The organism is Gilliamella apicola, assembly GCF_000599985.1.
GTDB lineage: Bacteria > Pseudomonadota > Gammaproteobacteria > Enterobacterales > Orbaceae > Gilliamella > Gilliamella apicola.
The window spans coordinates 2,353,314-2,378,553 of the sequence record NZ_CP007445.1; the positions used below are offsets into that span (position 1 = coordinate 2,353,314).

General features: G+C 34.0%; 25 protein-coding genes and 1 riboswitch. Of the genes, 17 read left to right on the top strand and 8 right to left on the bottom strand.

Features of this window, described 5'->3' with window-relative positions; translation table 11 throughout:
• Positions 1-100 precede the first annotated feature (100 nt).
• Positions 101-2,296 (top strand): MerC domain-containing protein, encoded by a 2,196-nt coding sequence (locus GAPWK_RS10550; protein WP_025316193.1) that lies wholly within the window; start codon positions 101-103, stop codon positions 2,294-2,296.
• A gap of 93 nt (positions 2,297-2,389) precedes the next feature.
• Here the strand turns inward: GAPWK_RS10550 and glyA are convergent, their stop codons facing one another.
• The 4 genes from glyA to GAPWK_RS10570 all read right to left on the bottom strand — a co-directional run bounded on the left by glyA (position 2,390) and on the right by GAPWK_RS10570 (position 5,108).
• Positions 2,390-3,646 (bottom strand): serine hydroxymethyltransferase, encoded by a 1,257-nt coding sequence (gene glyA, locus GAPWK_RS10555; protein WP_025316194.1) that lies wholly within the window; start codon positions 3,644-3,646, stop codon positions 2,390-2,392.
• Between the two features lie 218 nt (positions 3,647-3,864).
• Positions 3,865-4,245, bottom strand: coding sequence for a hypothetical protein (locus tag GAPWK_RS10560; protein ID WP_025316195.1), 381 nt, complete (start codon positions 4,243-4,245; stop codon positions 3,865-3,867).
• Positions 4,246-4,343: 98 nt separating this feature from the next.
• Complete coding sequence (locus GAPWK_RS10565) at positions 4,344-4,688, bottom strand: hypothetical protein (RefSeq protein ID WP_038517478.1); 345 nt, start codon at positions 4,686-4,688, stop codon at positions 4,344-4,346.
• 81 nt (positions 4,689-4,769) lie between these two features.
• Positions 4,770-5,108 (bottom strand): hypothetical protein, encoded by a 339-nt coding sequence (locus GAPWK_RS10570; protein ID WP_025316197.1) that lies wholly within the window; start codon positions 5,106-5,108, stop codon positions 4,770-4,772.
• A 250-nt stretch (positions 5,109-5,358) separates the two neighbouring features.
• On the opposite strand from GAPWK_RS10570, the gene GAPWK_RS10575 reads away from it, so the two are divergent.
• The 13 genes from GAPWK_RS10575 (at position 5,359) to thiD (ending at position 17,424) form a co-directional block, all read left to right on the top strand.
• On the top strand, positions 5,359-6,801 hold the full coding sequence (locus GAPWK_RS10575) for an LTA synthase family protein (RefSeq protein WP_025316198.1): 1,443 nt from the start codon (positions 5,359-5,361) through the stop codon (positions 6,799-6,801).
• Between the two features lie 7 nt (positions 6,802-6,808).
• On the top strand, positions 6,809-7,432 hold the full coding sequence (locus tag GAPWK_RS10580; RefSeq protein WP_038517481.1) for a LysE family transporter: 624 nt from the start codon (positions 6,809-6,811) through the stop codon (positions 7,430-7,432).
• Positions 7,433-7,626: 194 nt separating this feature from the next.
• Positions 7,627-8,589, top strand: a complete 963-nt coding sequence (gene gutQ, locus GAPWK_RS10585) for an arabinose-5-phosphate isomerase GutQ (RefSeq protein WP_025316199.1) — start codon at positions 7,627-7,629, stop codon at positions 8,587-8,589.
• A 186-nt stretch (positions 8,590-8,775) separates the two neighbouring features.
• Complete coding sequence (aroK, locus tag GAPWK_RS10590; protein ID WP_025316200.1) at positions 8,776-9,297, top strand: shikimate kinase AroK; 522 nt, start codon at positions 8,776-8,778, stop codon at positions 9,295-9,297.
• A gap of 67 nt (positions 9,298-9,364) precedes the next feature.
• On the top strand, positions 9,365-10,132 hold the full coding sequence (locus GAPWK_RS10595) for an SPOR domain-containing protein (protein ID WP_025316201.1): 768 nt from the start codon (positions 9,365-9,367) through the stop codon (positions 10,130-10,132).
• Between the two features lie 52 nt (positions 10,133-10,184).
• Positions 10,185-11,006, top strand: a complete 822-nt coding sequence (locus tag GAPWK_RS10600) for a Dam family site-specific DNA-(adenine-N6)-methyltransferase (RefSeq protein WP_025316202.1) — start codon at positions 10,185-10,187, stop codon at positions 11,004-11,006.
• Between the two features lie 39 nt (positions 11,007-11,045).
• A complete protein-coding gene (gene rpe / locus GAPWK_RS10605) occupies positions 11,046-11,723 on the top strand; it encodes a ribulose-phosphate 3-epimerase (protein ID WP_025316203.1) in 678 nt (225 codons plus the stop codon).
• Positions 11,716-12,411, top strand: coding sequence for a phosphoglycolate phosphatase (locus GAPWK_RS10610; RefSeq protein ID WP_025316204.1), 696 nt, complete (start codon positions 11,716-11,718; stop codon positions 12,409-12,411). The genes rpe and GAPWK_RS10610 overlap by 8 nt, the downstream gene beginning before the upstream one ends.
• A gap of 38 nt (positions 12,412-12,449) precedes the next feature.
• Positions 12,450-13,445 carry a tryptophan--tRNA ligase gene (gene trpS / locus GAPWK_RS10615; RefSeq protein ID WP_025316205.1) on the top strand — a complete coding sequence of 332 codons (996 nt, stop codon included), beginning with the start codon at positions 12,450-12,452 and terminating at the stop codon, positions 13,443-13,445.
• A 168-nt stretch (positions 13,446-13,613) separates the two neighbouring features.
• Positions 13,614-14,975, top strand: coding sequence for a Trk system potassium transporter TrkA (gene trkA, locus GAPWK_RS10620; RefSeq protein ID WP_025316206.1), 1,362 nt, complete (start codon positions 13,614-13,616; stop codon positions 14,973-14,975).
• A gap of 36 nt (positions 14,976-15,011) precedes the next feature.
• Positions 15,012-15,114, top strand: a riboswitch (TPP riboswitch).
• A gap of 58 nt (positions 15,115-15,172) precedes the next feature.
• On the top strand, positions 15,173-15,961 hold the full coding sequence (thiM, locus tag GAPWK_RS10625) for a hydroxyethylthiazole kinase (protein WP_025316207.1): 789 nt from the start codon (positions 15,173-15,175) through the stop codon (positions 15,959-15,961).
• 9 nt (positions 15,962-15,970) lie between these two features.
• Positions 15,971-16,618 (top strand): thiamine phosphate synthase, encoded by a 648-nt coding sequence (gene thiE / locus GAPWK_RS10630; protein ID WP_025316208.1) that lies wholly within the window; start codon positions 15,971-15,973, stop codon positions 16,616-16,618.
• A gap of 11 nt (positions 16,619-16,629) precedes the next feature.
• Positions 16,630-17,424, top strand: coding sequence for a bifunctional hydroxymethylpyrimidine kinase/phosphomethylpyrimidine kinase (thiD, locus tag GAPWK_RS10635; RefSeq protein WP_025316209.1), 795 nt, complete (start codon positions 16,630-16,632; stop codon positions 17,422-17,424).
• Between the two features lie 324 nt (positions 17,425-17,748).
• Here the strand turns inward: thiD and GAPWK_RS10640 are convergent, their stop codons facing one another.
• The 4 genes from GAPWK_RS10640 to GAPWK_RS10655 all read right to left on the bottom strand — a co-directional run bounded on the left by GAPWK_RS10640 (position 17,749) and on the right by GAPWK_RS10655 (position 20,511).
• Positions 17,749-18,201 carry an STY0301 family protein gene (locus GAPWK_RS10640; RefSeq protein WP_025316210.1) on the bottom strand — a complete coding sequence of 151 codons (453 nt, stop codon included), beginning with the start codon at positions 18,199-18,201 and terminating at the stop codon, positions 17,749-17,751.
• 140 nt (positions 18,202-18,341) lie between these two features.
• Entirely contained in the window at positions 18,342-18,827 is a 486-nt protein-coding gene (locus tag GAPWK_RS10645; RefSeq protein WP_025316211.1) for an STY0301 family protein, read from the bottom strand.
• Positions 18,828-19,605: 778 nt separating this feature from the next.
• The gene (locus GAPWK_RS10650; RefSeq protein ID WP_202961648.1) at positions 19,606-19,809 is read right to left on the bottom strand and encodes a heavy-metal-associated domain-containing protein; all 204 of its coding nucleotides are present in this window, start codon (positions 19,807-19,809) and stop codon (positions 19,606-19,608) included.
• Between the two features lie 456 nt (positions 19,810-20,265).
• Positions 20,266-20,511 (bottom strand): hypothetical protein, encoded by a 246-nt coding sequence (locus GAPWK_RS10655; RefSeq protein WP_025316213.1) that lies wholly within the window; start codon positions 20,509-20,511, stop codon positions 20,266-20,268.
• Between the two features lie 1,087 nt (positions 20,512-21,598).
• Here GAPWK_RS10655 and GAPWK_RS10660 point away from each other — a divergent pair.
• The 3 genes from GAPWK_RS10660 to GAPWK_RS10670 all read left to right on the top strand — a co-directional run bounded on the left by GAPWK_RS10660 (position 21,599) and on the right by GAPWK_RS10670 (position 25,192).
• Positions 21,599-22,171, top strand: a complete 573-nt coding sequence (locus GAPWK_RS10660; RefSeq protein ID WP_025316214.1) for an RNA 2'-phosphotransferase — start codon at positions 21,599-21,601, stop codon at positions 22,169-22,171.
• A gap of 402 nt (positions 22,172-22,573) precedes the next feature.
• Positions 22,574-23,746: a M20 aminoacylase family protein gene (locus GAPWK_RS10665; RefSeq protein WP_025316215.1), complete on the top strand. Its 1,173-nt coding sequence runs from the start codon at positions 22,574-22,576 to the stop codon at positions 23,744-23,746.
• Positions 23,747-23,761: 15 nt separating this feature from the next.
• Complete coding sequence (locus tag GAPWK_RS10670; RefSeq protein WP_025316216.1) at positions 23,762-25,192, top strand: MFS transporter; 1,431 nt, start codon at positions 23,762-23,764, stop codon at positions 25,190-25,192.
• Positions 25,193-25,240 lie beyond the last annotated feature (48 nt).

The following is a 25,240-nucleotide window of genomic DNA, read 5'->3' on the forward strand; positions in this document are numbered from 1 at the left end:
CTATAACAAAAACAAATACAGCTATATATATTAATAATTATAGTTAAAAAATTTATTACCAATTGAATATACTAATAATATTTTGGTGCGGAGGTTATTTATGAGTCATATGTGGACATTCCAGCGAGTAGGTGGATTAGATCAAGTAGTATTTAAAAATGCTAACGACATTATCAATCTGCCTGATTTAGATCCTAAATTGTGGGTAGCGTTAAGCTGCCCAACAACAGGTTTAGATTTTGATGAACGAACCTTAGCTTTACTTGATACTGACCAAGATGGACGCATTCGTATACCCGATATTTTAGATGCAATTAGTTGGACCAAAGACAAAATACTATCGTTTGAGACGATTTTACACTCCTCTGACACATTACCCTTATCTGAAATCGACACCTCAACAGAACAAGGTAAAAAACTGTCAGTTACAGCACACAGCATTCTTGCTAATTTAAACAAGCATAATACAAATTATTTAACTCAAGAAGATGTACAAGAATCAATAAAAATTAATGCAGGTAAGCTTTATAATGGTGATTTAATTTTTCCACCTTCTGCAGAATTATCACCTGAAATGCAAACATTCATTGAAACTGCAATTAAAACAACCGGTGCCCAGAAAGACATGAGTGGGCAAGATGGTATTGACCTAGAGATTGCACAAACCTTTGTTGATAATCTAAAAACTTGGCAGAATTGGCAAACCGATATTAGTAATACCCATACACCTTTTGGTGAAGACCGAGCTGAAATTTGGAAATTAGTCCAACTTTTAAAACCCAAAATTGATGATTATTTTTTACGTGTTGAATTGGCCGAATATGCCCCACAAGCACAAACCGCGCTTAATGTTGATGAAAAATATATTGTCCCAACTGAAAATGGTTTACTGTCAGACGAAGCTTTGGCTGAATTACCTTTATCAAAAATTGATTCCACCCGTTATCTTGATTTAGTCAATGGGCTCAATCCACTTTGGAAAGATAAAATCAGCCGTTTTAAAACATTAGTTGCCTCATCATTATCAAATCCTGACCAACTTACCCAGCAAGAGTGGCAAAATATTCAACAAAGTTTACAAGCCTACACTACGCTAATTAGTTCAAAACCCGAACTAACTCAGTTAAAGGTTGTAACCGAACCAACAGCAAGTATAGAAGATATTCACAATGATGTTATCACCAGTTTGATAAATTCGGATTTATTTACAGAATTTAAGCAAATGGTCGAACAAGATAACCAAACCCCTATTTCAGCATCGGATGTACTCGTACTTGAAAAGTTAGTTCTGTTTCATAAACATCTTTATCGTTTACTAGTTAATTTTGCTTCGTTCGCTGATTTCTTCTCACTTGAAAAAAGAGCCGCTTTCCAACTTGGTAAACTGTATATTGATGGTCGCTGTGCTACTCTTTGTGTCGCCGTCGATAACATTGCCAAACATGCCAATATGGCAAATTATTCTGAGCTCTGTTTACTCTACTGCGAATGTACTCGTCAGGGTGAAAAGAAACTGATTGCTGCAGCTATGACCGCTGGACAAGGTGATTTATTGATTGAAGGTCGTAATGGTGTATTTATTGATAATAATGGCAATGATTGGGATGCCAATGTGGTTAAAATAATCTCTAAGCCAATTAGTATTCAACAAGCCATTTGGGCGCCTTATCAACGCATTGGTCGTTTAATTACCGAACAAATTAATAAGTGGGCAACAGACAAAGATGCTGATATTGATAAGTCTAGCGAACAAGCGTTACAAAATCCTGCTAATAAATTTGATATCGGTAAAAGTATGGGGATTTTTGCTGCAATTGGCTTAGCCATTGGTGCTATTGGTACCGCTTTGGCATCTATCTTTCAGGCTATCTTTTCGCTCGCTTGGTGGCAATTTCCATTAGTCATTATTGGACTATTTCTAATTGTATCCGGTCCTTCGGTGATTTTAGCATGGTTAAAACTACGTCGTCGCACTCTCGGACCATTACTTGAAGCATCGGGATGGGCTATTAATGGACAAGTAAAAATCAACTTAATGTTAGGAGGATTGCTCACAAGCAAAGCCGAACTGCCTGACAATGCTAAACGCAATTTAAGCGATCCATTGAAGCAACATAATCATAAATTCATCATTATTCTATGGTTAGCCATATTATTAGGTGTGGGGATTAGTGGTGGCTGGCTTTGGCACAAAGGTTATTTAGATAAAATTTTTGAACCACAACATCATGCTGAACAAAATGTGCAACAACAGTCAGAAAAGCAAAACAATAGTAACACAAGTGAAAATCATTAAAAAACAAAATGGCTATTGGAAATTCAATCCGATAGCCAATACAAACTAATTGCCAATCGATTTATCGGCAATGCTTAACTAAATAATAGTTAATCAGTGTTGATAAACTGGTAAACGGCGACAAATATCTAACACTTTAGCTTTTACTGCTTGAATGGTTTGCTCGTCATCAATGTTATCTAACACATCACAAATCCAATTTGCCAACTCACGTGATTCAGCTTCTTTAAATCCTCGACGTGTAATGGCTGGTGAACCGATACGCACACCTGAAGTTACAAATGGGCTTTGTGGATCTTTTGGTACACTATTTTTATTTACCGTAATATTTGCGCTACCTAATGCGGCGTCAGCTTCTTTACCGGTAATTTTTTTATCGACTAGATCAATTAAAAATAGATGATTTTGTGTTTCGCCTGAAACCACTTTATAACCACGTTTTAAAATTACATCAACCATGGCTTGCGCATTTTTAATCACTTGATGTTGATACTCTTTATAGGCTGGTTCCATCGCTTCTTTTAATGCTACAGCTTTGGCGGCAATCACATGCATTAATGGTCCACCTTGTGCACCAGGGAAAACTGCCGAATTTAATTTTTTATAAAGTTCTTCACTACCACCTTTGGCTAAAATTAACCCGCCACGTGGTCCGCCTAATGTTTTATGAGTTGTCGTGGTAACGACATGAGCAAAAGGTACTGGATTAGGATATACGCCTGCTGCAACTAGACCTGCCACATGCGCCATATCCACAAACAAGAACGCTCCGACACTATCAGCAATCTCGCGCATACGTTTCCAATCGACAACGCCTGAATAAGCAGAGAACCCACCAATAATCATTTTAGGTTTTGAATCTAAGGCTATTTTTTCTAATTGTTCATAATCAATATGGCCAGTTTCGTCTACACCATAAGCGACGACATTATATAATTTACCAGAAAAACTTACAGGTGAACCGTGTGTTAGATGACCACCTTCTGACAAATTCATGCCTAATACCGTATCACCAGGTTTTAATAATGCCATATAAACGGCAAAATTAGCCTGTGACCCCGAATGCGGTTGCACATTAGCATAATCAGCACCAAACAAAGTTTTTGCTCGCTCAATAGCTAAAGTCTCGACGATATCAACATACTCACAACCACCATAATAACGTTTGCCAGGGTAACCTTCGGCATATTTATTGGTTAATTGCGATCCTTGTGCTTGCATTACTCGAGGACTGGTATAATTTTCAGATGCGATTAATTCAAGGTGATCCTCTTGACGTTGCTCTTCACCTTTAATTGCATCCCATAATTCTTTATCATAAGTGGCAATGGTCATCTCTTTACTGAACATATTGACTCCTAGTTATTAATTGCATCAACTATTAAGCATTACTGCACCTAAATTGGTTTAAAAAACATCATTGGCAATTATCCTCACTTAATCAGCATATTATTTCAATCTTTTTTTTTAATTATAAAAAAATTTTATATTAAAACAGTAATTAAATAAGAGAGTTTTTATTGTTAACCTAATCTTTGAAAACAACTAAGAGTTACAATTTTTAAGTCTCAAAAGCCACCTTCTTTTGAGATAAAATAAAATTCGCTATAACCACCATACGAACAATCAAACCTATTTTTAGGTGATTCAACTGTATCAATTTTAGTGATAACTTGATAACTTTTGCCATCATCGTCATAAAAAACGAAATTATAGATATTTGTATAAATAAACTTCTTTTTAATCATTTTATTGGTATTAATCTTTTTTTCTGATGCCAATAAATTAATTTTAGTTTTTGAAGAATCTATATCCCCCATAGCAAGGATGCCTTCATTCTGCATCCATGTCGCGGTAGTATTCATCGGAAAAGAAGCACAATCGGGTGCTTTAGCAAAGGAGTATGTTGACCATAACATTACTCCTACAATAAGAAAAATTGTTTTCATTTTATAACCTTATGTTTTACTTTGCTTTTATTTTCGCCTGTTTCGTTGACAAGTGAAATTGAACATTAATGGATTAAATCTTTATTTAATTTAATTGTTTAGTTTAAATGGTTGATCTGGCGTTTTGAAATAAAATAACTATCTACGTCACCAAAACATTCTGTTTTAGAGGCCTTACTTTTTGTGATCACATCATAAGCTTTATTTTGATTATCATAAAAAATAAAATGATAAATTTGTGTATAAAGATTTTTACTTTTTTGTTCAGTCGCTAAAAGTGTGATTCTCATTTTTGATTCACTTAAATTTTGACTATCAACAATATTACTACTTTTTAACCACTCTTTGGCTTTATCTAAAGACCAAGCTTTGCAATCAGGCTCTTGGGCGTGGGACATCAGTGGAAGTGATACCAACAGCATTAGAATAGAAAGTTTCCTCATATTATTACCTTAAAATTCCTTTGTTACTTTATAACAAGCATTAAAAATATTGAATTTACTAATATAATGTTATATTCGCCATTAATGTACATTACTTTGTGATACTAAGTAATGATTGACCTGACTCATTGAGCATTCTTCGTCCGAAGCATTATTTTGAGTAATAACTTCGTAACTATTTCCTTTTTTATCGTAGAAAACAAAATGATAAATTTGATTATATAAACCTTTTTCGATCTCTTGTGATGCTAATTGCGTAATTTGAGTTTTCGATTCATCTAAATCCACAATATCCACAATATTCATATTTTTTAGCCAACCTTCGGTCATATTCATAGGCCAAGTATAACAATCAGGTCCTTTAGCAAAGGAGAGTAACGGACTAAACATAAACAATACAAAGATAGTTAATTTTTTCATATCATCACCTTTAATTATTCCTTTTTACTTGATGAGGTTAATATTAAAACTGAAAAAGTTAATTGCCAATCATTTAATTAACATAAATCAATTTTACCTATAAATTATTATATAGAAATAAACAATTAAGTAATGATAAAAGTAACATAGCAAATCAATTTTGATTATCACAAAATTACAATAGCACTTTTTTATTTATTAATATTATGTATATACTGTTGCCAAAATTTATTATTGAGTAACACATTTTATGCCCTTATCTACGCTCGTTATTTTGCCTTTTTTGGTATTAACTATTATTTTTGCTTCACTATTTCAACAAAAAAAATGGCAATTAGTGACCATCACATTCATGACCGTTCTTATCGTGATGGAACTCACCTCTGTCTACTTTAGTGGAGGTTTTATTGACTATCAGTTTTATGTAAATTTAAATGTAAATGATATCATTGAAGGGTTATTCATTTTTAAGCTGCAAGCAGTACTAGTTATTGCGGTCTTTTTAGGATTGGTATTTTTACTGTCAAAATTAGCCAATCTATGCAAATCTAAATGTCGGTTATTTATCCGCTTATTATTTGCCTGTCTTGCAATCTTCTCAATAAGTTACCATAACGGTCCTTTAAGTCGTTTATATGAAATATATCAAGTCACAAGTGCTCCTCGCGAACCATTTAAACAAGCACTAGCATCATTAAATATGGTTGATTATCCAACCAAAGAACAGATTGTGAGTCAAAAGGGCAAAAATATTATTGTTTTGTCTCTTGAATCCTTTGAACAAGGTTTTTTAGATTTTGAAGAAATTACACCCAACTTACGACAGTTACGCCAAGATTATACTTTCTTTGCTAATATGCCAATGAGTGCAGGCAGTAGTTGGACTACCGCTTCAATGTATACTTATATGACAGGCATGCCGTTTCTAATTGGAGGATACACAACTTCCCCATTAATGAAAGCAGATCAAACACAATTAGTAAGCTTGGGTGATGTATTAAGACAAGCTGGCTACCAAACACGTTACGTAATGGCGGGTCCTAATTTCGCTGGAATTGGTCATACAGCAGGGTTATTTGGTATGCAAATCGTCTCGGAAGAAAATTACGTTGGTCAATATCCTAATGCCCCATTTGGATTATATGACAAGGATATTTTAGATATAGCTCAAAAACAAATTATCGATATGAATCAATCAGGTAAACCATTTGCGTTATTTATCTCAACAGTTTCAACTCATGCGCCTAATGGCTTTAATGATGATCGCATGAAGTCAGTTATATCACCTAAAAATGATAATATGTCATTTGTTGCAGCTTCACTCGATTATAATGTTGGACAATTTATCCGACATTTAAAAGATAATAAATTATTAGATAATACTGTCTTTTATATTTTCCCCGACCATTTAATGATGGGAGCTGGTACAGCAACAATTAATCGCCTATCAGAAAAAGAGCGTAAACTTTATTTACTAACCAATGCTAAGAGTGAAAATTTACATAAAACGCCCGATCAAGTTATCTACCAAATTGATCTACCGCGTTTAATTTTAAATGGTGCACAAGTTGAAAGTAATGCTAAATTTTTAACAGATTACCTAACTGAGCCAAATTTGAATAAAAAACAGTTTATTGAACAAAATAAATCAAAAATTGCAACAATAAATAACTCTGCGCAAGTATTTAAATAGGTACAAAATGACGACTGATACATTAATTTTAGTCATTACTATCAGTTTTTTAGGGATGATTTCTCCTGGGCCAGATTTCTTTCTGATTTTAAAAAACAGTTTAAGTTATAGCCGAAAAATCGCGTTGTTGTCTTGTCTGGGCGTAATAATGGCAATATTAATTCATATGAGTTACTGTGTTGCAGGTATTGCCATACTCATTGCAACAACACCAATACTTTATAACGGGTTACGTTATGCAGGTTCAGCTTACTTGTTATGGCTCGGAATAAAAGCATTACTAGCAAAAAACACTGGTACAACTTATCTTTCACAGCAATCAAACAACAAATGTATTTCTGCTAAAACAGCCTTTATGCAAGGTCTGTTTTGCAACCTGCTTAATCCTAAAGCAACATTATATTTCTTAGCAATTTTCACTCAGGTATTGAATGCTGATTCATCAATAATGGATAAACTACTCGTAGCACTTATTATTTGGATTGAAGCTGTTTTTTGGTGGCCTTTTGTTGTCTATATATTTCAAACACAAGCAGTACAACGAAGATACTTTAAAATACAAATTATTATCGATAAATTATTAGGAATCATTTTAATAACATTGGGGATAAAAGTTGCTTTAGGATTTTAAGGTAAATTCATCAATAATTTTTACTGAAACGTTATCTTCTTCTGAAACTTTTTTACATAAAAATTTTCTTTTTTTGAATCTTGTATTGTTAATTGATACACTGTTAACAATATGATTGACTAGAATTAGCTATCCTTTTTTGTCAATTATAGCATCATGATTTAATTATATTTAATTACATTAGGTTAGTACATATGAACAAATTGTTACAATATGGTCGAGAACTTCTTAAATTAGAACTTCAAGAAGCCAAAAAGTTACCCGATAGGCTAGGTAAAGATTTTGTTGAAGCTTGTCAGCTTATTTTATCGAATAAAGGGAAAGTCGTTGTATCAGGTATTGGAAAATCTGGCCATATTGGGAAAAAAATTGCAGCATCATTAGCAAGTACTGGTAGTCCAGCTTTTTTTATGCATCCATCTGAAGCATTACATGGAGATTTGGGCATGATAACTAAAAATGATGTTGCCATTCTTATCTCATATTCTGGACGAGCAAAGGAATTCAATTTTATTTTACCTATACTTTCAGCAATGAATGTACCTGTGATAGCAATTACAGGTGGATTGGATTCTCCGTTGGCTAAATCAGCGCGAGCAGTACTTGATATATCAATCGAACAAGAAGCTTGCCCAATGGGGCTTGCACCGACGTCAAGCTCAACCAATACGTTACTCATGGGTGATGCGCTTGCTATTGCTGTTATGCGTGCACGTGGATTTAAAGAAGAAGATTTTGCTCGCTCTCATCCTGCGGGTAGCTTAGGAGCTAAATTACTCAACCATGTTAAAGATGTCATGCGACAAGGTGACTTAGTTCCCAAAATACCACATACTGCAACCGTATTCGATGCTATGCTTGAATTAAGCCGTACTGGAGTCGGTTTAGTTGCAATCTGTCAAGATAATAATAAAATAGCGGGTGTTTTTACCGATGGAGACTTACGCCGATTATTACTTAAAAATGGTACATTGCAAGACAGTATTAGCTCGGTTATGACCAGTCCTGGCTTTCAAATACCTGAGAGTTGGAAAGCTGTCGAAGCTTTAAAATCATTTAATGATCATAATATTACCGCAGCACCTGTTGTTAATAGTGCTGGTGAATTAGTAGGCGCATTAAATATTCATGATTTACACCAAGCAGGAATAAGCTAAAAACTATTATAAATACTTATTGCAAAAAGGTACTATCTATTGAGATAATTACCGACCTAAATTTTTGTCGTTAGACGGAGATCCAAGAAAAGTTACACCGTTAACAATGTGAATGATTAAATAAATCATTGAAAGTTAATGTTGTGTTGTATATTTTAACCAAAATTAATAGATGATGAAACTACAATGGCAGAAAAGCGAAATATCTTTCTAATTGGCCCAATGGGGGCAGGAAAAAGCACAATAGGCCGACAGATTGCACAACAGCTAGGCATGGAATTTTTTGATTCAGACCAAGAGATTGAAAAACGTACAGGCGCTGATATTGCATGGATTTTTGATTTAGAGGGTGAAGACGGATTCCGAGCCAGAGAAGAAAAAGTTATTAATGAATTGACTGAAAAACAAGGTGTAGTACTTGCTACTGGTGGTGGTTCAGTATTATCGAAAGAGACGCGTAATCGACTATCGGCCCGTGGCATTGTTGTTTATCTTGAAACTACCATTGAAAAGCAAATGGCTAGAACACAAAAAGATAAACGTCGACCACTTTTACAAGGCGGTAATACTCCAAGAGAACTTTATGAAGAACTTGCTGGAGAACGCGAACCTCTTTACGAAGAAATTGCGGATATTACAATCAAAACTGATGAGCAAAGTGCTAAAGGTGTTGCAAATTATATTATTGAGAAAATAGAGCAAATTTAAGTCGCTTATTTTAGAAATAATGGTACTTTGTGAGGCTATAAATCTTTTGATAGGTTAAGGAGTAAATATGCGTGTAGATAAAGACGATCGTTATATATCAGAACAACCTAACAAGGATTCATCACTCCCACTAAAATTACCAGATTTTCTTCAAAATTATCCTAAGAAAAAACTTATTATTTGCTGTTTGATAATCCTAATTATTTTTTTATTACTTAGCTTGATTGTCTTTCGACCATCACAAAAAAGTGAACCAACACCATTAACACCTCCTGTGGTTAACGGTGTTGCTTCAACAGATGATACGGATACGACTAATGCTGCTCATGATGGACAGCTCAATGTTACAGATAATGGAGAGGCGCCTGATAGTTCTTTAGCGAATTCAGAAATATCAACTCCATCTAAACCTGATGAGCCAAAACCATCTGAAAATAGCAGTAGTAGTATAAACTCAACTGATAACCTAAATATGGCGTCAAATGCCAATCATGAAGGTGAAAAAAAACCAACTAAAAAGGTAGCTAATCTAAACGATGACAACAATAGCTTAATAAAAAAATTTAGGATAGAAGATGATCATTATGTGATTCAAATTACTGCATCTAGGTCGGCTGAGGGCTTAAAAAAATTTGTTACACAAAATAAAATAACGGATTACCAGATTTATGAAACTCAATACAGCAATGGTAAATGGTTTATTTTAGTTAAAGGTAATTATTCATCACTTGATGAGGCTCATAAAGCAATCAAATCACTACCACCTGCTCTCCAAAAAGACAAACCATGGGTTAAATCGGGAGCAGCAGTTAATAAAGAAAAAATAGTAAATTAATAAAGGATATCGTCCATTTATCCTACTAGCAACGAAAAAATAGGAGCAACCGTTGAAGAAGCAACGAGCCTTTTTAAAATGGGCCGGAGGAAAATATGCGCTTGTAGACACCATTAAGCAATATCTACCAGAAGGGGAGCAATTAATTGAACCTTTTGTTGGCGCAGGTTCTGTTTTTTTAAATACCGATTACAAAAGTTATATTTTAGCTGATATCAATCATGATTTAATTGCACTATTTAAACTACTAAAAACAAACCCTGATCAATTTATTAATGATCTTAGACTATTATTTAATGAGCAAAATAATCAGCCTGAGGCATTTTACCAACTTAGAGACGTATTTAATGGTAGCAACGATCAGTATTTAAGATCGTTACTCTTTGTCTATTTTAATCGACATGGTTATAACGGTTTATGTCGTTATAATAGCAATGGAAAATTCAATGTACCCTTTGGTCGATATAAAACAGTCTATTTTCCCGAAAAAGAGCTCTACTTTTTTGCTGAAAAAGCGCAAAAGGCAGAGTTTATTTGTGCTCCTTATCACGAAGTCATGAAAAAGGCTGAACAAAATTCGGTGATATATTGTGATCCACCTTATATTCCACCTAATAAATCAGGAGGATTTACCTCTTATTATTCCAATATTTTTGGCTTTGAAGAGCACGAAAATTTGTCTAAATTAGCGGAAAAAGTGGCATACAAAAAAAATATACCCGTACTGGTGTCTAACCATTATACTGATTACACCATGACGCTATATAATAAGGCAAGTCATCTTTATCGAGCTGAAATGCGTCGCTCAATCAGTTGTGCGGGTGGAAGTAGAAAAAAGATTGATGAAATTCTAGCTTTATATAAAAAGTCATGAGTAGGCTTATATGTAAAGATGATTATTTAGAGGTAGTTTATGAAAGAATTTATTATTGCTCCATCCATATTATCCGCTGATTTTGCTCGTCTTGGTGAAGATACTCAAAAAGTACTTGATGCAGGTGCCGATGTTATCCATTTTGATGTAATGGATAATCATTTTGTACCTAATCTAACCATGGGTTCAATGTTTTGTAAAGCGTTACGTGACTATGGGATCACAGCACCCATTGATGTACATTTAATGGCTTCACCGGTCGAAGAATTAATTACTTCTTTCGCTAAAGCGGGGGCCACTAATATTTCTATTCATCCAGAAGCAACCATCCATTTGGATCGCTCGATACAGTTAATTAAAGATCATGGTTGTAGTGCTGGTATTGTACTTAATCCAGCCACCTCTTTAGATTGTTTAAATTATATAATTGATAAAATTGACATTATTTTATTAATGAGCGTTAATCCTGGTTTTGGCGGACAATCTTTTATTCCATCCACCTTTAAAAAATTACAACAAACCAAAAAACGCATTATTGATTCAGGACGAGATATTCGTTTAGAAGTCGATGGAGGAGTAAAAGTTGATAACATTGCCGAAATTGCCAAAGCTGGGGCCGATATGTTTGTAGCAGGCTCGGCTATTTTTGGTGAACCAGATTACAAAGCGGTAATTGACGCTATGCGCCAACAGTTAGCAGGAGTAACACATGCATAAATTACAAGATATTCAAGCAATCGCCTTTGATTTAGATGGTACACTGGTTGATAGTGTGCCAGGACTTGCACTTGCTGCACAAAACATGCTTGCAGATTTAAATCTCGACACAATAACAAATGAACAAATAAAAAACTTTGTTGGCAATGGTATTGATGTAATGTTAGAGCGTGTTTTCAAAGCGATTAATGTGATTCCATCTGCAGAACAACTTGCTCAAGCTAAAGCTCTATTTAATAAACATTATGATAAAGTCATGGACGCAGAAACCAAGCTGTTTCCACATGTAAAAGAAACCTTAAAAACATTGCATGAGAATCAATATCCACTAGCACTCGTGACCAATAAGCCAGCCCAATTCTTGCCAGCCCTATTATCATCGCTTGGCATAAAAGAGTATTTTTCTTTAGTGCTTGGTGGTGGTGATGTTATTAAATTAAAACCTCATCCAGCGCCGTTATACCAAGTTATGGCAACCTTTGGTTTATTTAGCGATCAATTATTGTTTGTAGGAGATTCTAAAAACGATATTACTGCCGCGCAAAATGCCAAATGCCCGACGGTTGCACTAACCTATGGATATAATTATGGCATCTCGATTGCAACAAGCAATCCCGATTTTTTATTTGATGATTTTAAAGATATATTAACCTTATTACCTCAGCCCAAAGCTGAAGCTAAAAAATAATGAGCAAAGATAAAAAATAACCAAATTAGGAATAAATTATGAGTAAACCGATTGTATTTAGTGGCGCTCAGCCATCAGGCGAACTAACACTTGGCAACTATTTAGGGGCTTTAAAAAACTGGGTAGCGTTGCAAAACGAATATGATTGCGTTTATTGTATCGTCAATCAGCACGCAATTACTGTACGTCAAGATCCACAAAAATTGCGCAAAGCGACTCTTGATACATTAGCTTTATATTTAGCTTGCGGTATCGATCCAAAGCAAAGCACTATTTTTGTACAATCCCATGTGCCCGCTCATGCTGAACTGGGTTGGGCATTAAACTGTTACACCTATTTTGGTGAACTTAGTCGAATGACACAGTTTAAGGACAAATCAGCTCGCCATGCTGAAAACATCAATGCAGGTCTATTTGATTATCCTGTTCTAATGGCTGCCGATATTTTATTATATCAAGCCAATTTGGTACCAGTTGGAGATGATCAAAAACAACATCTTGAATTATCGCGCGATATTGCTATGCGTTTTAATGCACTTTATGGCGATATTTTCACTGTGCCTGAACCGTTTATCGCTAAAGTTGGTGCACGAGTGATGTCATTACAAGATCCAACAAAAAAAATGTCTAAATCAGATGAAAACCGCAATAATGTGATTGGTTTACTCGAAAATCCTAAAGATGTGGAAAAGAAAATCAAACGGGCTATGACCGATTCTGACGAACCACCAGTTGTACGTTATGATTTAAAAAATAAAACTGGCGTATCAAACCTACTCGATATATTAACAGGTATTACAGGTAAACCGATTGCTGAACTTGAAAAAGAGTTTGAAGGCAAGATGTACGGACATCTTAAAACCGAAGTGGCAACGCAAGTGATTGATATGCTAACAGAGTTACAAGCTAAATATCACCAATATCGTGATGATGAAAATTACTTACATTCAATCATGCAAGAAGGTGCTGAAAAAGCACGTTCAAAAGCCGAACCAACCTTGAAAAAGGTTTATGATGCAATTGGTTTTGTATAAACAATTTTAATAAACTGTTTTTTATAAACAATAAACCATTAACTGCTAAACCACAAACTGATAGTTATAACTTAAAATCACTAACTATCACAAAAAATAGTATAGATTGGCTTTAATCAACGAATTTTGTGAGTAACGATTAAAGCCATCTAAATATATGGGTTAGTTATGAAGATTATTATTCTTGGTGCCGGACAAACAGGCAGTGCTTTAGCTGAATACCTTGTTACCGAAAAACAAAACGATGTTACTGTGGTCGATGAAGATCACGACAAATTGCAATCTTTACAAGAACGTTTTGATTTACAAGTCATTTGTGGCAAATCATCTTACCCGCAAGTATTAGAAAGTGCAGGTGCTGAATCGGCTGATATGTTGGTTGCCGTCACAAATTCGGACGAAGTTAATATGATGGCCTGTCAAATAGGTCACGTTATGTTCAATATTCCGCAAAAAGTCGCACGCATTCGTGCACCAGAATATAACGACGAGAAATATCCATTTTTCAATAAAGATTGCATTAATATCGATCATATTATTGCCCCAGAAAATCTGATCACCAATCACGTAAGTCAGTTAGTACAATATCCAGGCTCATTACAGTTTGCCTCTTTTTACGATAATCGTGTATGTTTAGTTGCTGTGACAGCCTACTATGGTGGTGCCTTAGTCGGAAGTGAGTTGTCTGAACTGAAAGAACACCTACCACATGTTGAAGCGAGAGTTGTTGCAATATATCGAAAAAATCGCTTTATTCGTCCATTAGGCTCCACCCTCATTGAAGCGGGTGATATGGTTTATTTCATTACCCCGCCTAGCAATATCAAAGCAGTTACAAGTGAATTACAGCGGTTAGAAAAACCTTATAAACGAATTATAATTAGTGGTGGCGGTGGCATCGCGATTGCTTTAGCTAAACGTTTAGAGAATGACTATCAAGTTAAATTAATTGAACGTAATGCTGAACGTGCCGAGTTAATTGCTGAACAACTAGTTAATACCACTGTTTTACATGGTGAATCGTCAGATCAAGAACTGCTATCACAAGAACAAGTTGAACTTACGGATCTGTTTATTGCTGTAACAAGTGACGATGAATCTAATATAATGTCATCAATGTTAGCTAAAAGAATGGGCGCTAAAAAAGTTATTGTTTTAATTCAAAAGCAAGCCTACCTTGAACTGATTAATGATAGCGTTATTGATATTGCTATTTCACCACAACATGCCACTATTTCAGAGCTATTAAGCCATGTAAGACAAACAGGAGTTGTTAAAGTTGTCTCTTTAAGACAGGGCGAATCTGAAATTGTCGAAGTGGTTGCTCATGGGAATAAAGAAAATTCCAAATTGGTGGGTAAAAATATCAACGGCTTAAAATTACCTTCTGGTGCTACCATTGGTGCGGTAGTCCGTGGCGAAGATGTGATTATCGTTAATACAGATTTAACCATCGAAAGTAATGATCATCTCATCATCTTCTTACCTGACCGACGTGACATAACTGATATAGAAAAATTATTACAATAACTTGTGTTAAATCATTAGTCAGTCCATAATAAAAGCTCTTTTGACTCGGGGTGTTTTTTGTTGCTTACAAAAAACTGAGATTTTACCCGTTGAACCTGATCTGGATTATACCAGCGTAGGGAAGTCTAAGCCTTGAAAATCCTCAATTGGCACACTCTTCCCTTAGTTAACTTTATAAATTGTTGTAAGGAAAGAATATGTCTGCCACTCAAGCCCTGCAAATATCCCAAGTAAGACCTTTTATCGATCATGTAAAACAACATCATCCATTAGTACACTGTATTACTAATGATGTGGTTCAAAATTTTACAGCGAATGTATTATTAGCAATTGGCGCATCACCAGCAATGGTCATTGCTAAGCAAGAAGTTGCCTCATTTGTAAAAATTGCCAATAGTTTACTAATCAATGTTGGCACCCTTGATAGCAATAGCGCAGAAAGCATGTTATTAGCAGCTGCCAGTGCCCAAAAAAATCACATACAATGGGTACTCGATCCGGTCGCAGTAGGACCAGCACTTGCTTATCGTACCGAGATTGTGCATCAATTAATTAGTTTTAAACCTACCGTTATTCGTGGTAATGCTTCAGAAATATTAGCCTTAAATGGTGATAACTCATCATCCAAAGGTCCTGATGGTCAAGATTCTACTGAATCAGCCTTAAATGCGGCTAAACAGCTTGCACAAAAACATCAAACCATCGTTAGCATTACTGGAGATGTTGATTATATTACTGACGGTAAACAAACTTACAGCATCACAGGCGGGGATATAGCATTAACTAAAATTACTGGTACTGGCTGCTCGCTATCAGCCATGGTTGCAGCTTTTATTGCTGGTTCAACCAATACCTTACTTGCTACAGCATCAGCCTGTTTTATGATGAAAAAAGCTGGAGAACTTGGCAACAAACAACAAGGATTAGGCACTTACGCTGTATCACTGATAGATCAGCTTTCACTATTTAACCCATCACATATATAAGGAAATCAGATGAATAAACGACTCGACTTAAGTCTCTATTTAGTTTTAGATCCAATTTTATGTGGTGGTATTAATGGCATGGTAGAAACCACTAAAATCGCAGTTGCTAACGGAGTAACCGCAGTCCAATTAAGATCAGAACATGAATTTTCTGGTAAAAATTGGTATTACGCTGCATTAGCATTAAAAGAAGCGTTAAGCGATACGCACGTTCCTTTATTTATTAACGATCATGTTGATATTGCACTAGCAATTGATGCTGATGGTGTCCATATTGGGCAAAGCGATTTACCTGTCGATGTTACTCGCAAATTAATTGGCAATAACAAATGGTTAGGATTTTCGGTTGCTAATCGCCAACAACTTGATGAAGTCTCATGGCAACTTGTCGATTATATTGGAATTGGTCCAATTTATCCTACCACAACAAAACAAGATGCTGCACCGGCAATGGGTATGCCACAATTAACCCAATTAGTTAGGCTAAAACAGTGCCCTGCTGTAGCAATAGGTGGTATTAATATCAATAATGCTACCGCAATATTGCAAAGCGGTATTGAGGGAATTGCTGTTGTTTCGGCAATTTGTGGTCAAAAAAATATTCAACAAGCCACGCTATCGTTACTTGAAAAAGTACAACAAGCTAAAAATAAATAAGAGGTAATACTATGACAACTGTTGCTTTAACCATTGCCGGTTCTGATCCAAGTGGTGGTGCAGGTATCCAAGCAGATTTAAAAGCCTTTTCAGCTCTCGGAGCATATGGAATGTCAGTAATCACAGCTCTTACCGCACAAAGTACCCAAGGAGTTGATAGCGTATTGGCAATCGATCCTACATTTGTGGCTGAACAATTTAATACGCTGTATCACGATATAAAAATTGATAGCGTAAAAATAGGAATGCTAATGAATAAAGAGATTGTAACTACTGTTTATCATCTGCTAAACAATAATCCTATTGCCAACATTGTGCTAGACACGGTAATGATTGCTAAGGGAGGACATTCGCTGTTAAAACCTGAGGCAGTTAGCGCAATTCGTGAACTATTATTACCTTTAGCAACGGTAATAACACCTAATATTCCAGAAGCAGCAACTTTACTAGATTGTGAGGAAGCAAAGGATGAAGATCAAATGCAACTACAAGGTCATGAGTTATTGAAGTTAGGTTGTAAAGCAGTATTAATGAAAGGTGGCCATTTACCAAGTCAAGAAAGCCCTGATTATTTAATAACTCCAATGCAAACGATTAGAATAGTATCACCACGAATCCAAACTAAAAATACTCATGGTACGGGCTGCACATTATCGGCAGCAATTGCGGCACTGTTGCCTAAACATTGTTTAGAAGATGCCATACATCAAGCGAAAGATTACTTGCAAGGCGCAATTACTCATGCAGATGATTTAAAGATTGGTAATGGAATTGGTCCAACGCACCACTTTTATCGATGGTGGTAGATTAAATTTTTTAATAAATACTGAAACAAGTGTGCCGAAAAAATGGTTAATACGTTTTTTAAACATAACCTCACACTTGCTCGGTATAAATATTTAATATTATCTGAATTTCAATTAATAAACAGAATCGGTTTTCTTTTTAATATCCAATGACTAAAAACCATGAAAAATATAAGAATTAAAACCGTGATTACATCTAACATGATTCAAAAGCACCCTATCTTTAAGAAAAATTCTTAAAAATACGAATTGTGATTTAAAGGGCTTTGATCTGCCCTTTTGTTCAAATATGATTTTGTATTGAAGATTGGAACATCAAAAAAACTAATGCAGATTCTTAGCTTCATTCACACTACAGTGAAGCGCGCCTTGTTTGCCATCTTTATCTTCTGAATAGACAGCCCAGCAACTCTTCATTGAAAGATCTATCTTTTTGGTGATTGCAACTCCGCTCCCATATTGACAAACAACATAATAAGGAACGGTATCTTTAACATGATTCACTTCCCATATTAATTTCTGTTGTTGACCATCAATTGTGCCTTTTGCCGGTACCAGTGAAGCTTTAAGAGCAGGTTTATCATGAAAAAGACCCAAAGTAGAAAAAGATGAAGTATAAGTTTTATCTTCAGAAATTTCCCATCCTTCTGGTATTTCTTCAAATTTTATTTTAAATGACATCTCTTTTGGACAATCAATCTGATACGCATTCACACTAAAAACGCTAGCTAAACAAGCAATGGCTATCATCGTACTGTATAATCTTTTTCCTTTCATATTCTATTTTCCTCTAAATATTGTCTTTGCTATTAATAAATAGGAAAAACAATTAATATTGCAAATAATTACACCAATTACACAACAATATTAGATAGTTATAATTAATTTTTTAAGAAATTTGATAATAAATTTCCAACCTAATTATTTGTATTGTTTGTTTCATTATTGGTACAGTCAAGTGAAACAATATTATTTTCTACTTTGCCGTATTTATCCTCAGAATAAAAGCCCTTACAAACATTCACCGAACGATCAATTTTTTTTATCAATTGGATAAAAGTTCCATCATAACTACAGTCGGCATAAAATGGCACGTCATCAAAAGGTGGACTTACCAGCCAGGTAAGCTCGTACTGACTACCCCAATTTTTACGACCGATTAAAGTTTCTTGGGGTTTTTGTAAGAGCATTTTAACTGGTTTATCGTAATAGACGGATATGTCGGAAGGCTCATACAAAGTACTATCTTCACTCTCAACAACTTCCCAGCCATCTGGAAGATTTTCGACAGATTCTTTGACTTTGAGTTCTTTTGGACATTCAATCTGATAAGCATTCACAGCAAAAACGGCAGACAACCAAGCCATTGAAACTACAGTAATGCATAACTTTTTTTTATTCATCCTATAAATCCTTTTAAAATCAGCTATTATTTAAATGATTATGCCAACACCATAACAAAAATCAAGATGAATTAATATTTTAAATAGAATAAGAAATTTTGTATAAGACAAATTTGTTAAAAAGTTTCAGATAACGCATACGTTTCAGTAAAAACTGTCACATTTGTAAAAATTATTCAGGAGTCTATATCGTTTCATTATAAATTGATAATAAGTTATTACCTTATAAAACATAATTATTATTTTTTAAGGTAATGCATCATATTAATTAGAAGTAGTTTATCCAAGATATTTTCATTACCAGTTATTTAACAAAGAATGTTTATATCGTTCTAGGGAGTCGAAAAAAATCAACTTATCCAAGTTAAGTCAAAATATTCAGTTATTTTTTGATAAACGCTATTTATATACGTTTTATTGATTTTTAGGTTTAGATTTTTGTACTATTTTGATCATCATGATTTTTATAACTTGTATTGTAATTATCGGCGAGTTTAAGTTTTTATTAGAAAAATATTTAATTTTTTCCTATTGTTATCACTTATAACAAGTCCGCTACTCTTTTTAGATTTATCATAAATAAGAGTTGAATTTAAGTCACCTATACATTTGTGACGATATAGACTCCTGAATAATTTTTACAAAAATAAATGTAATTTATTAAATATTTTTAAAGAATTTTCTTTAACGTTTCTTAAATTATTCTGTGATATAAAAAAGGCGATTTTTCAACTTAATCGCCTAAATTTATTAATACCAAAGTAGATATTATTAATTTCTAATATGAAATACCCACAAATTCAAATCCAGCGTCATTAATTGCTGCAATTGTTGCTTCTTGTGAGATTGTACCGCCTTCTATATCAACTTCATGCTTAGTAAGATCTACAGTTACTTTCGCTTTAGGATCGATAGCATTGATTGCTTTGGTGATGGTATTAACACAATGTTGGCAACTCATATTATCGACTATTAATTTCATCATTAACCCCTTTTAGTTATTTAATAATTCAATTACTCACTTAGCAAAATTAAGGTATACGCTAAATAAGTTTGCTAGCTAAGTAAGGCGTAACGACTATATTACGCCAATAAACTGATAAAAAAAATAGTTTGGAATATTTTTAAAATCACTCAATTAAATACACTGTTTCATTAAATAACTGATCATCATAATCGAAATAAATAATGGTCTAATACTAGATCGTAAAATTCCACAAAGCCATCTGACTAATTTCTTTAAATATATTGTCATATCTACCCTATATGTAATAAACGATGGTAATGCCAAATATTGCTGTATTTGTTGTGAATCATGCCACTTTATTTTATCTACTAGGCTTGTCATAGTTCATTCAAGCCAGCTAGATTATCGATGAACTTAGTAAGTGAATCGCAAATATAAAAAATCCCAGTTTTTAGGCTGGGATCTTAATTATTAGCCAAACATCTTAATTCCTAAACGACGGCATTCTAAATACCAAAGACCGATCCCGATTGGAATACCTAAAGGCGCTATTTTGCAGGCTATATATATATCTTCAGTGTTAATTACAAATTGATTTGTTTTAAAATAAAGCAAAATTGAAGATATTAAACTTGTAATTAAAATAATCAAAAACAACAGTAAAGGTATCGCTATACATACAAACAATAATGCTAAATATTTTCTATACTTCTTCATCTTACTTTCTCCTTCATCAAATTATTAATTTTATTGTCAATTAATTCTTATCTAACGAAATTTACGACTCTTACAGTAATAGTGGATATAAAGCTTTGCGTAGCAGGTTTAGTAATTATCAAAATACTAATTAATACTTATTTATATTGCTTCAAAATAAAACAGTAATTGTGTTTGACTTACTTATCAGATCAAAATGAAAGAAAATAACTTAAAAAAATTATCGGTAAATATAACTTCAATAGCGCCATAAGCTCTAGATAACTATTCCAAAAAGCCAGATAAAAAAAGGGATCTAATGAAGTTGCTTAAATTAAAAACTGTTTATTGTCTATTTTATCACCAAATATATGAATATTACACTAAAAACATTCTCTCTAATCTGGTTCTAACCATGAAAATTAATTAGACAAAGACCCAGTTGGTCTTTTTTTGCTTCCTCTATTTTTTGTTCATAATATAAGATATTTCAATATATTCTTTAATTTTTGACTTTCTCTTGAGTTAATTCTTTAGCACAATGATTAACAAATGTATTAAGGAATTTTTTTGCATATTCCAAAAAATAGTCCAACTAATTCTGAATGATAGTTTATGGTCATTAACATCTATCTCACTAAGTTTAAAAATTTATAAAAATTGTTATTATAAGAAATAATAAAACTAGCTATCCACTCAGTAGATTTAACTGCATGATCTGGCACATAATCAGATATTTCTTTTTCTGATAATAGTTGTTTTAAACAATTCATTATTATCTTTACCGCTTTAATTAATATTAGAATTTAACCATTTATCAAATAAAGATTGCTAATCCTTTTGATAGTTAAGTACACAAACTATTTAGAATAAATTAATAATAGGTTATTGATAGTTGTAGCGGGTATCTTTGAGATTTGGTTAGTCGATATTTTTGGTAAAAATAATTTAGAAGTGCATAGCATTTCATGAATATTTTTGAATTTTATATGATTATATGTGCTTGATAATTTTTAGTATATTTTTATAATATTCTAAATATTCTTTGTAATACTATTAATAAAAGATAAAATCTAACCTATTATTTAACAATTCAAATATTAAACACATGAGCAAAAAATTAAACATTAATCATACGAGTAAAGATTTAGATAAAATTAGTAGATTTCTAAGCTATGTTTTAAGGCATAAACCAGAATCCATAGGAATCACATTAGATAGTAATGGTTGGGTTAGGATAGATGTTTTAATTCGGCAAGCGAAGAAACATCGTATGTACCTTTCTCAAGACTTAATTACCGAAATCGTTAGAACAAATGATAAAAAACGCTTTACTCTGTCCGAAGATAATTTAAAAATTCGTGCAGCACAAGGGCATTCAACTAATCAAGTTAATATAGCGTATATTGAAAAAATCCCACCTGAACATTTATATCATGGTACAGCAACTCATTTTCTTGATTCAATTTTTCAGCAAGGTTTGATTGCAGGCAAACGTCATTATGTTCATATTTCATGTGATGAAAAAACAGCTGTAACCGTTGGTAAACGTCATGGCAAACCAATTGTATTAAGAATTAATGCACTAGCAATGTATCAACAAGGTTTTAAATTTTATTTGGCTGATAATGGAGTTTGGTTGACCAATAATGTTCCAAGTCAATTTTTAGAAGTTATTTAAATTAAATCAGTAAAACTGAAAAAAAATCTCTATGCTTTTGTGTGAAAAAATTTAATTAGTGTAGTGGTACATACTTTAAGATTAATTAAATAAATGAAAGCGTCTCTATTGATCAAATCTATTTTTTAAAATCAATAATAATGCGGTTTATTTAGCGTATTCTTTCCTCAATTTTTAGATAACCCATATCTTAAGACAAATTTGACATAATAATTTTAAAATATTACATGATAAAAATCATCGACATCAATTAGAATTGGCGGTATTGTATATTTATTCATCTAAGCAGGTGTTGTGATTAATTTGTCCGCTGTTTTTCATTTTGATCTTGGCTCAGATGTGTAGTTGTCTTCTTTTTTTATTTTTTCATAAACGATAGTCAGGTTAATTAGGAGCCTAAAAATGCAACATATTATGGAAACAATTAGGAAAACAGAACAAGAATTTATTGAGATTCGACATCAAATTCATCAACATCCTGAAGTAGGTTTTGAAGAGAATAAAACCAGCGATTTGGTTGCAAATAAATTGGCTGAGTGGGGATACGAGGTTCATCGAGGGTTAGCCAAAACAGGAATCGTTGGTGTTTTAAAAAATGGTACCAGCAATAAAAAAATTGGTTTCAGAGCAGATATGGATGCTTTACCCATAGTTGAAGCATCAGGTAAACCTTGGAGTAGTTTAATCCACGGCAAATTTCACGGTTGTGGTCATGATGGACATACCACTATTTTGCTGTGCGCGGCTAAATATCTTGCCGAAACCCGTAATTTTGATGGCACGTTACATGTTATTTTTCAACCTGCAGAAGAGTTATTGTATGGTGGCAAGGTAATGGTTGATGATGGTTTATTTAAAAAATTTCCTTGTGATATTATTTTCGGTATCCACAATATGCCCGGATTCAAAGAAGGTCATTTTTATTTTAGAGCCGGTGCGCTTATGGCTTCATCCGATACCATCCATATCAATATTAAAGGCAAAGGTGCTCATGGTGCTATGCCTGAACGAGGAATTGATGCGACCCTTGTTGCTTGTTATATCGGTACCGCACTGCAAAGTATTGTTTCTCGTAATGTTTCACCGTTTGAGCAAGCCGTTATCACCATTGGTTGTATTGAGTCTGGTGAAGCGCCGAATGTAGTTAATAGTGATGCACTTATGAAACTAACCGTTAGAGCATTAGATAATGATACCCGAACGTTATTACTTAAACGTATTACTGAAATTGCCACTTCGCAGGCAGAAAGTTTTGGCGCTTGCGTTAAAATCGAGCATGTCAATGGTAGCCCTGTTTTACATAATGGTGCGGATGCAACAAAATTTGCACTTGACGTTGCCCAGAAATTAGTCGGTAAAGATCGCGTTCATGATAATTGCCATCCTTTTATGGGCAGTGAAGATTTTGCTTTTATGTTAGAGAGTAATCCAAATGGCTGTTACATGATTATAGGAAATGGCGATGAACCAGGTTTTTGTAGTGTACATAATCCTGGTTATGATTTTAATGATAAATGTATAGTTCCTGCTGCGTCATATTGGGTTGCATTAACTGAAACATATTTAAGTAAATAAGGATAGCGTACATCTATGGCAAATTTAAATATGTCAAATTCAACAAATTCTGAAGCCGTGCCATTTAAAAACTATAATCGGTTGATATTAGGCATTGTATTAGGGGTCATTACTTTTTGGCTTTTTGCTCAATCAATTGTCAATGTTGGTCCTGCTGTTCAGTATTCTGTCGGTATTACACCTGCTTCTTTTAATTTGGCGGTGAGTTTAACCGCCCTCTTTTCTGGTTGTTTTATTGTGGTTGCTGGCGGACTGGCTGATCGTTTTGGGCGTGTTCGTTTTACTTATTTAGGTTTTATTTTAAGTATTATTGGTTGCCTTTGTTTGATCTTCTCACAAGGTGAAGTGTTATTCATCATTGGACGCATTATTCAAGGTTTGTCAGCTGCCTGTATTATGCCCTCGACTTTAGCGTTAGTGAAAACTTATTTTCAAGGTAAAGATCGCCAACGTGCATTAAGTTTTTGGTCGATTGGTTCTTGGGGCGGTTCAGGTACTTGTGTGCTTGCTGGTGGTGCCATAGCAACTTATTTAGGTTGGCAGTGGATTTTTATTATTTCAATCATCTGTGCTGTACTAGGTATGCTGTTATTGAAAGGAACGCCAGAAACCAAAATTGAAGATCCTTCAAGTCTGCCAAAATTTGATTATGCTGGACTATTTGTTTTTGTTATTACTCTAGTTTCATTAAATCTTGTGATAACCAAAGGCTCTACATTTGGTTGGACAAGTGCAGTAACATTATCTTTAGCTACGGTATGTTTTGTTTTTCTTATTTTATTTTTTGTTATTGAAAAACGTAAAGCAAGTGGCGCTTTTATTGATTTTTCATTATTTAAAAATGTACCTTACCGTGGTGCTACCTTATCTAACTTTCTGCTCAATTCTGTTGCTGGTACATTAATTGTTGCCAGTACTTATACTCAACAAGGGCGCGGTTTTACCTCTTTTCAAAATGGATTATTAACTATTGGTTATTTAGTGTCGGTATTATGTATGATTCGAATTGGAGAAAAAATCTTACAAAAAGTGGGCGCAAAAAAACCAATGTTACTTGGACCGTTAATTACTGGCTCAGGAATTGCGTTGATGACGCTGACTTTCTTACCCGATACGCTTTATATTGTTTCGGTTTTAGCTGGCTATATTTTATTTGGTCTTGGCTTAGGTTTTTATGCAACTCCATCAATCGATACCGCAATATCAAGCGCTCCTGAAGATAAGGTCGGTATTGCATCAGGAATTTATAAAATGGCAAGCTCATTAGGCGGTGCATTTGGTGTGGCGATTTCCGCATCCACCTATGCAGCAATTAATGCCAGTGGTCAAAGCATAGCAATAAGTGCAGCGCTTGGACTCTGGATTAATGTTGGATTTTGTCTATTATGCTTTACTTCAATTTTAATTTTAGTTCCAAGCAATGCCGGCAAGCATAAATCAGCTTAACTCTTTATCATCTTGAAACTTATCTTTGGGATGGAACTTTTAACTTCT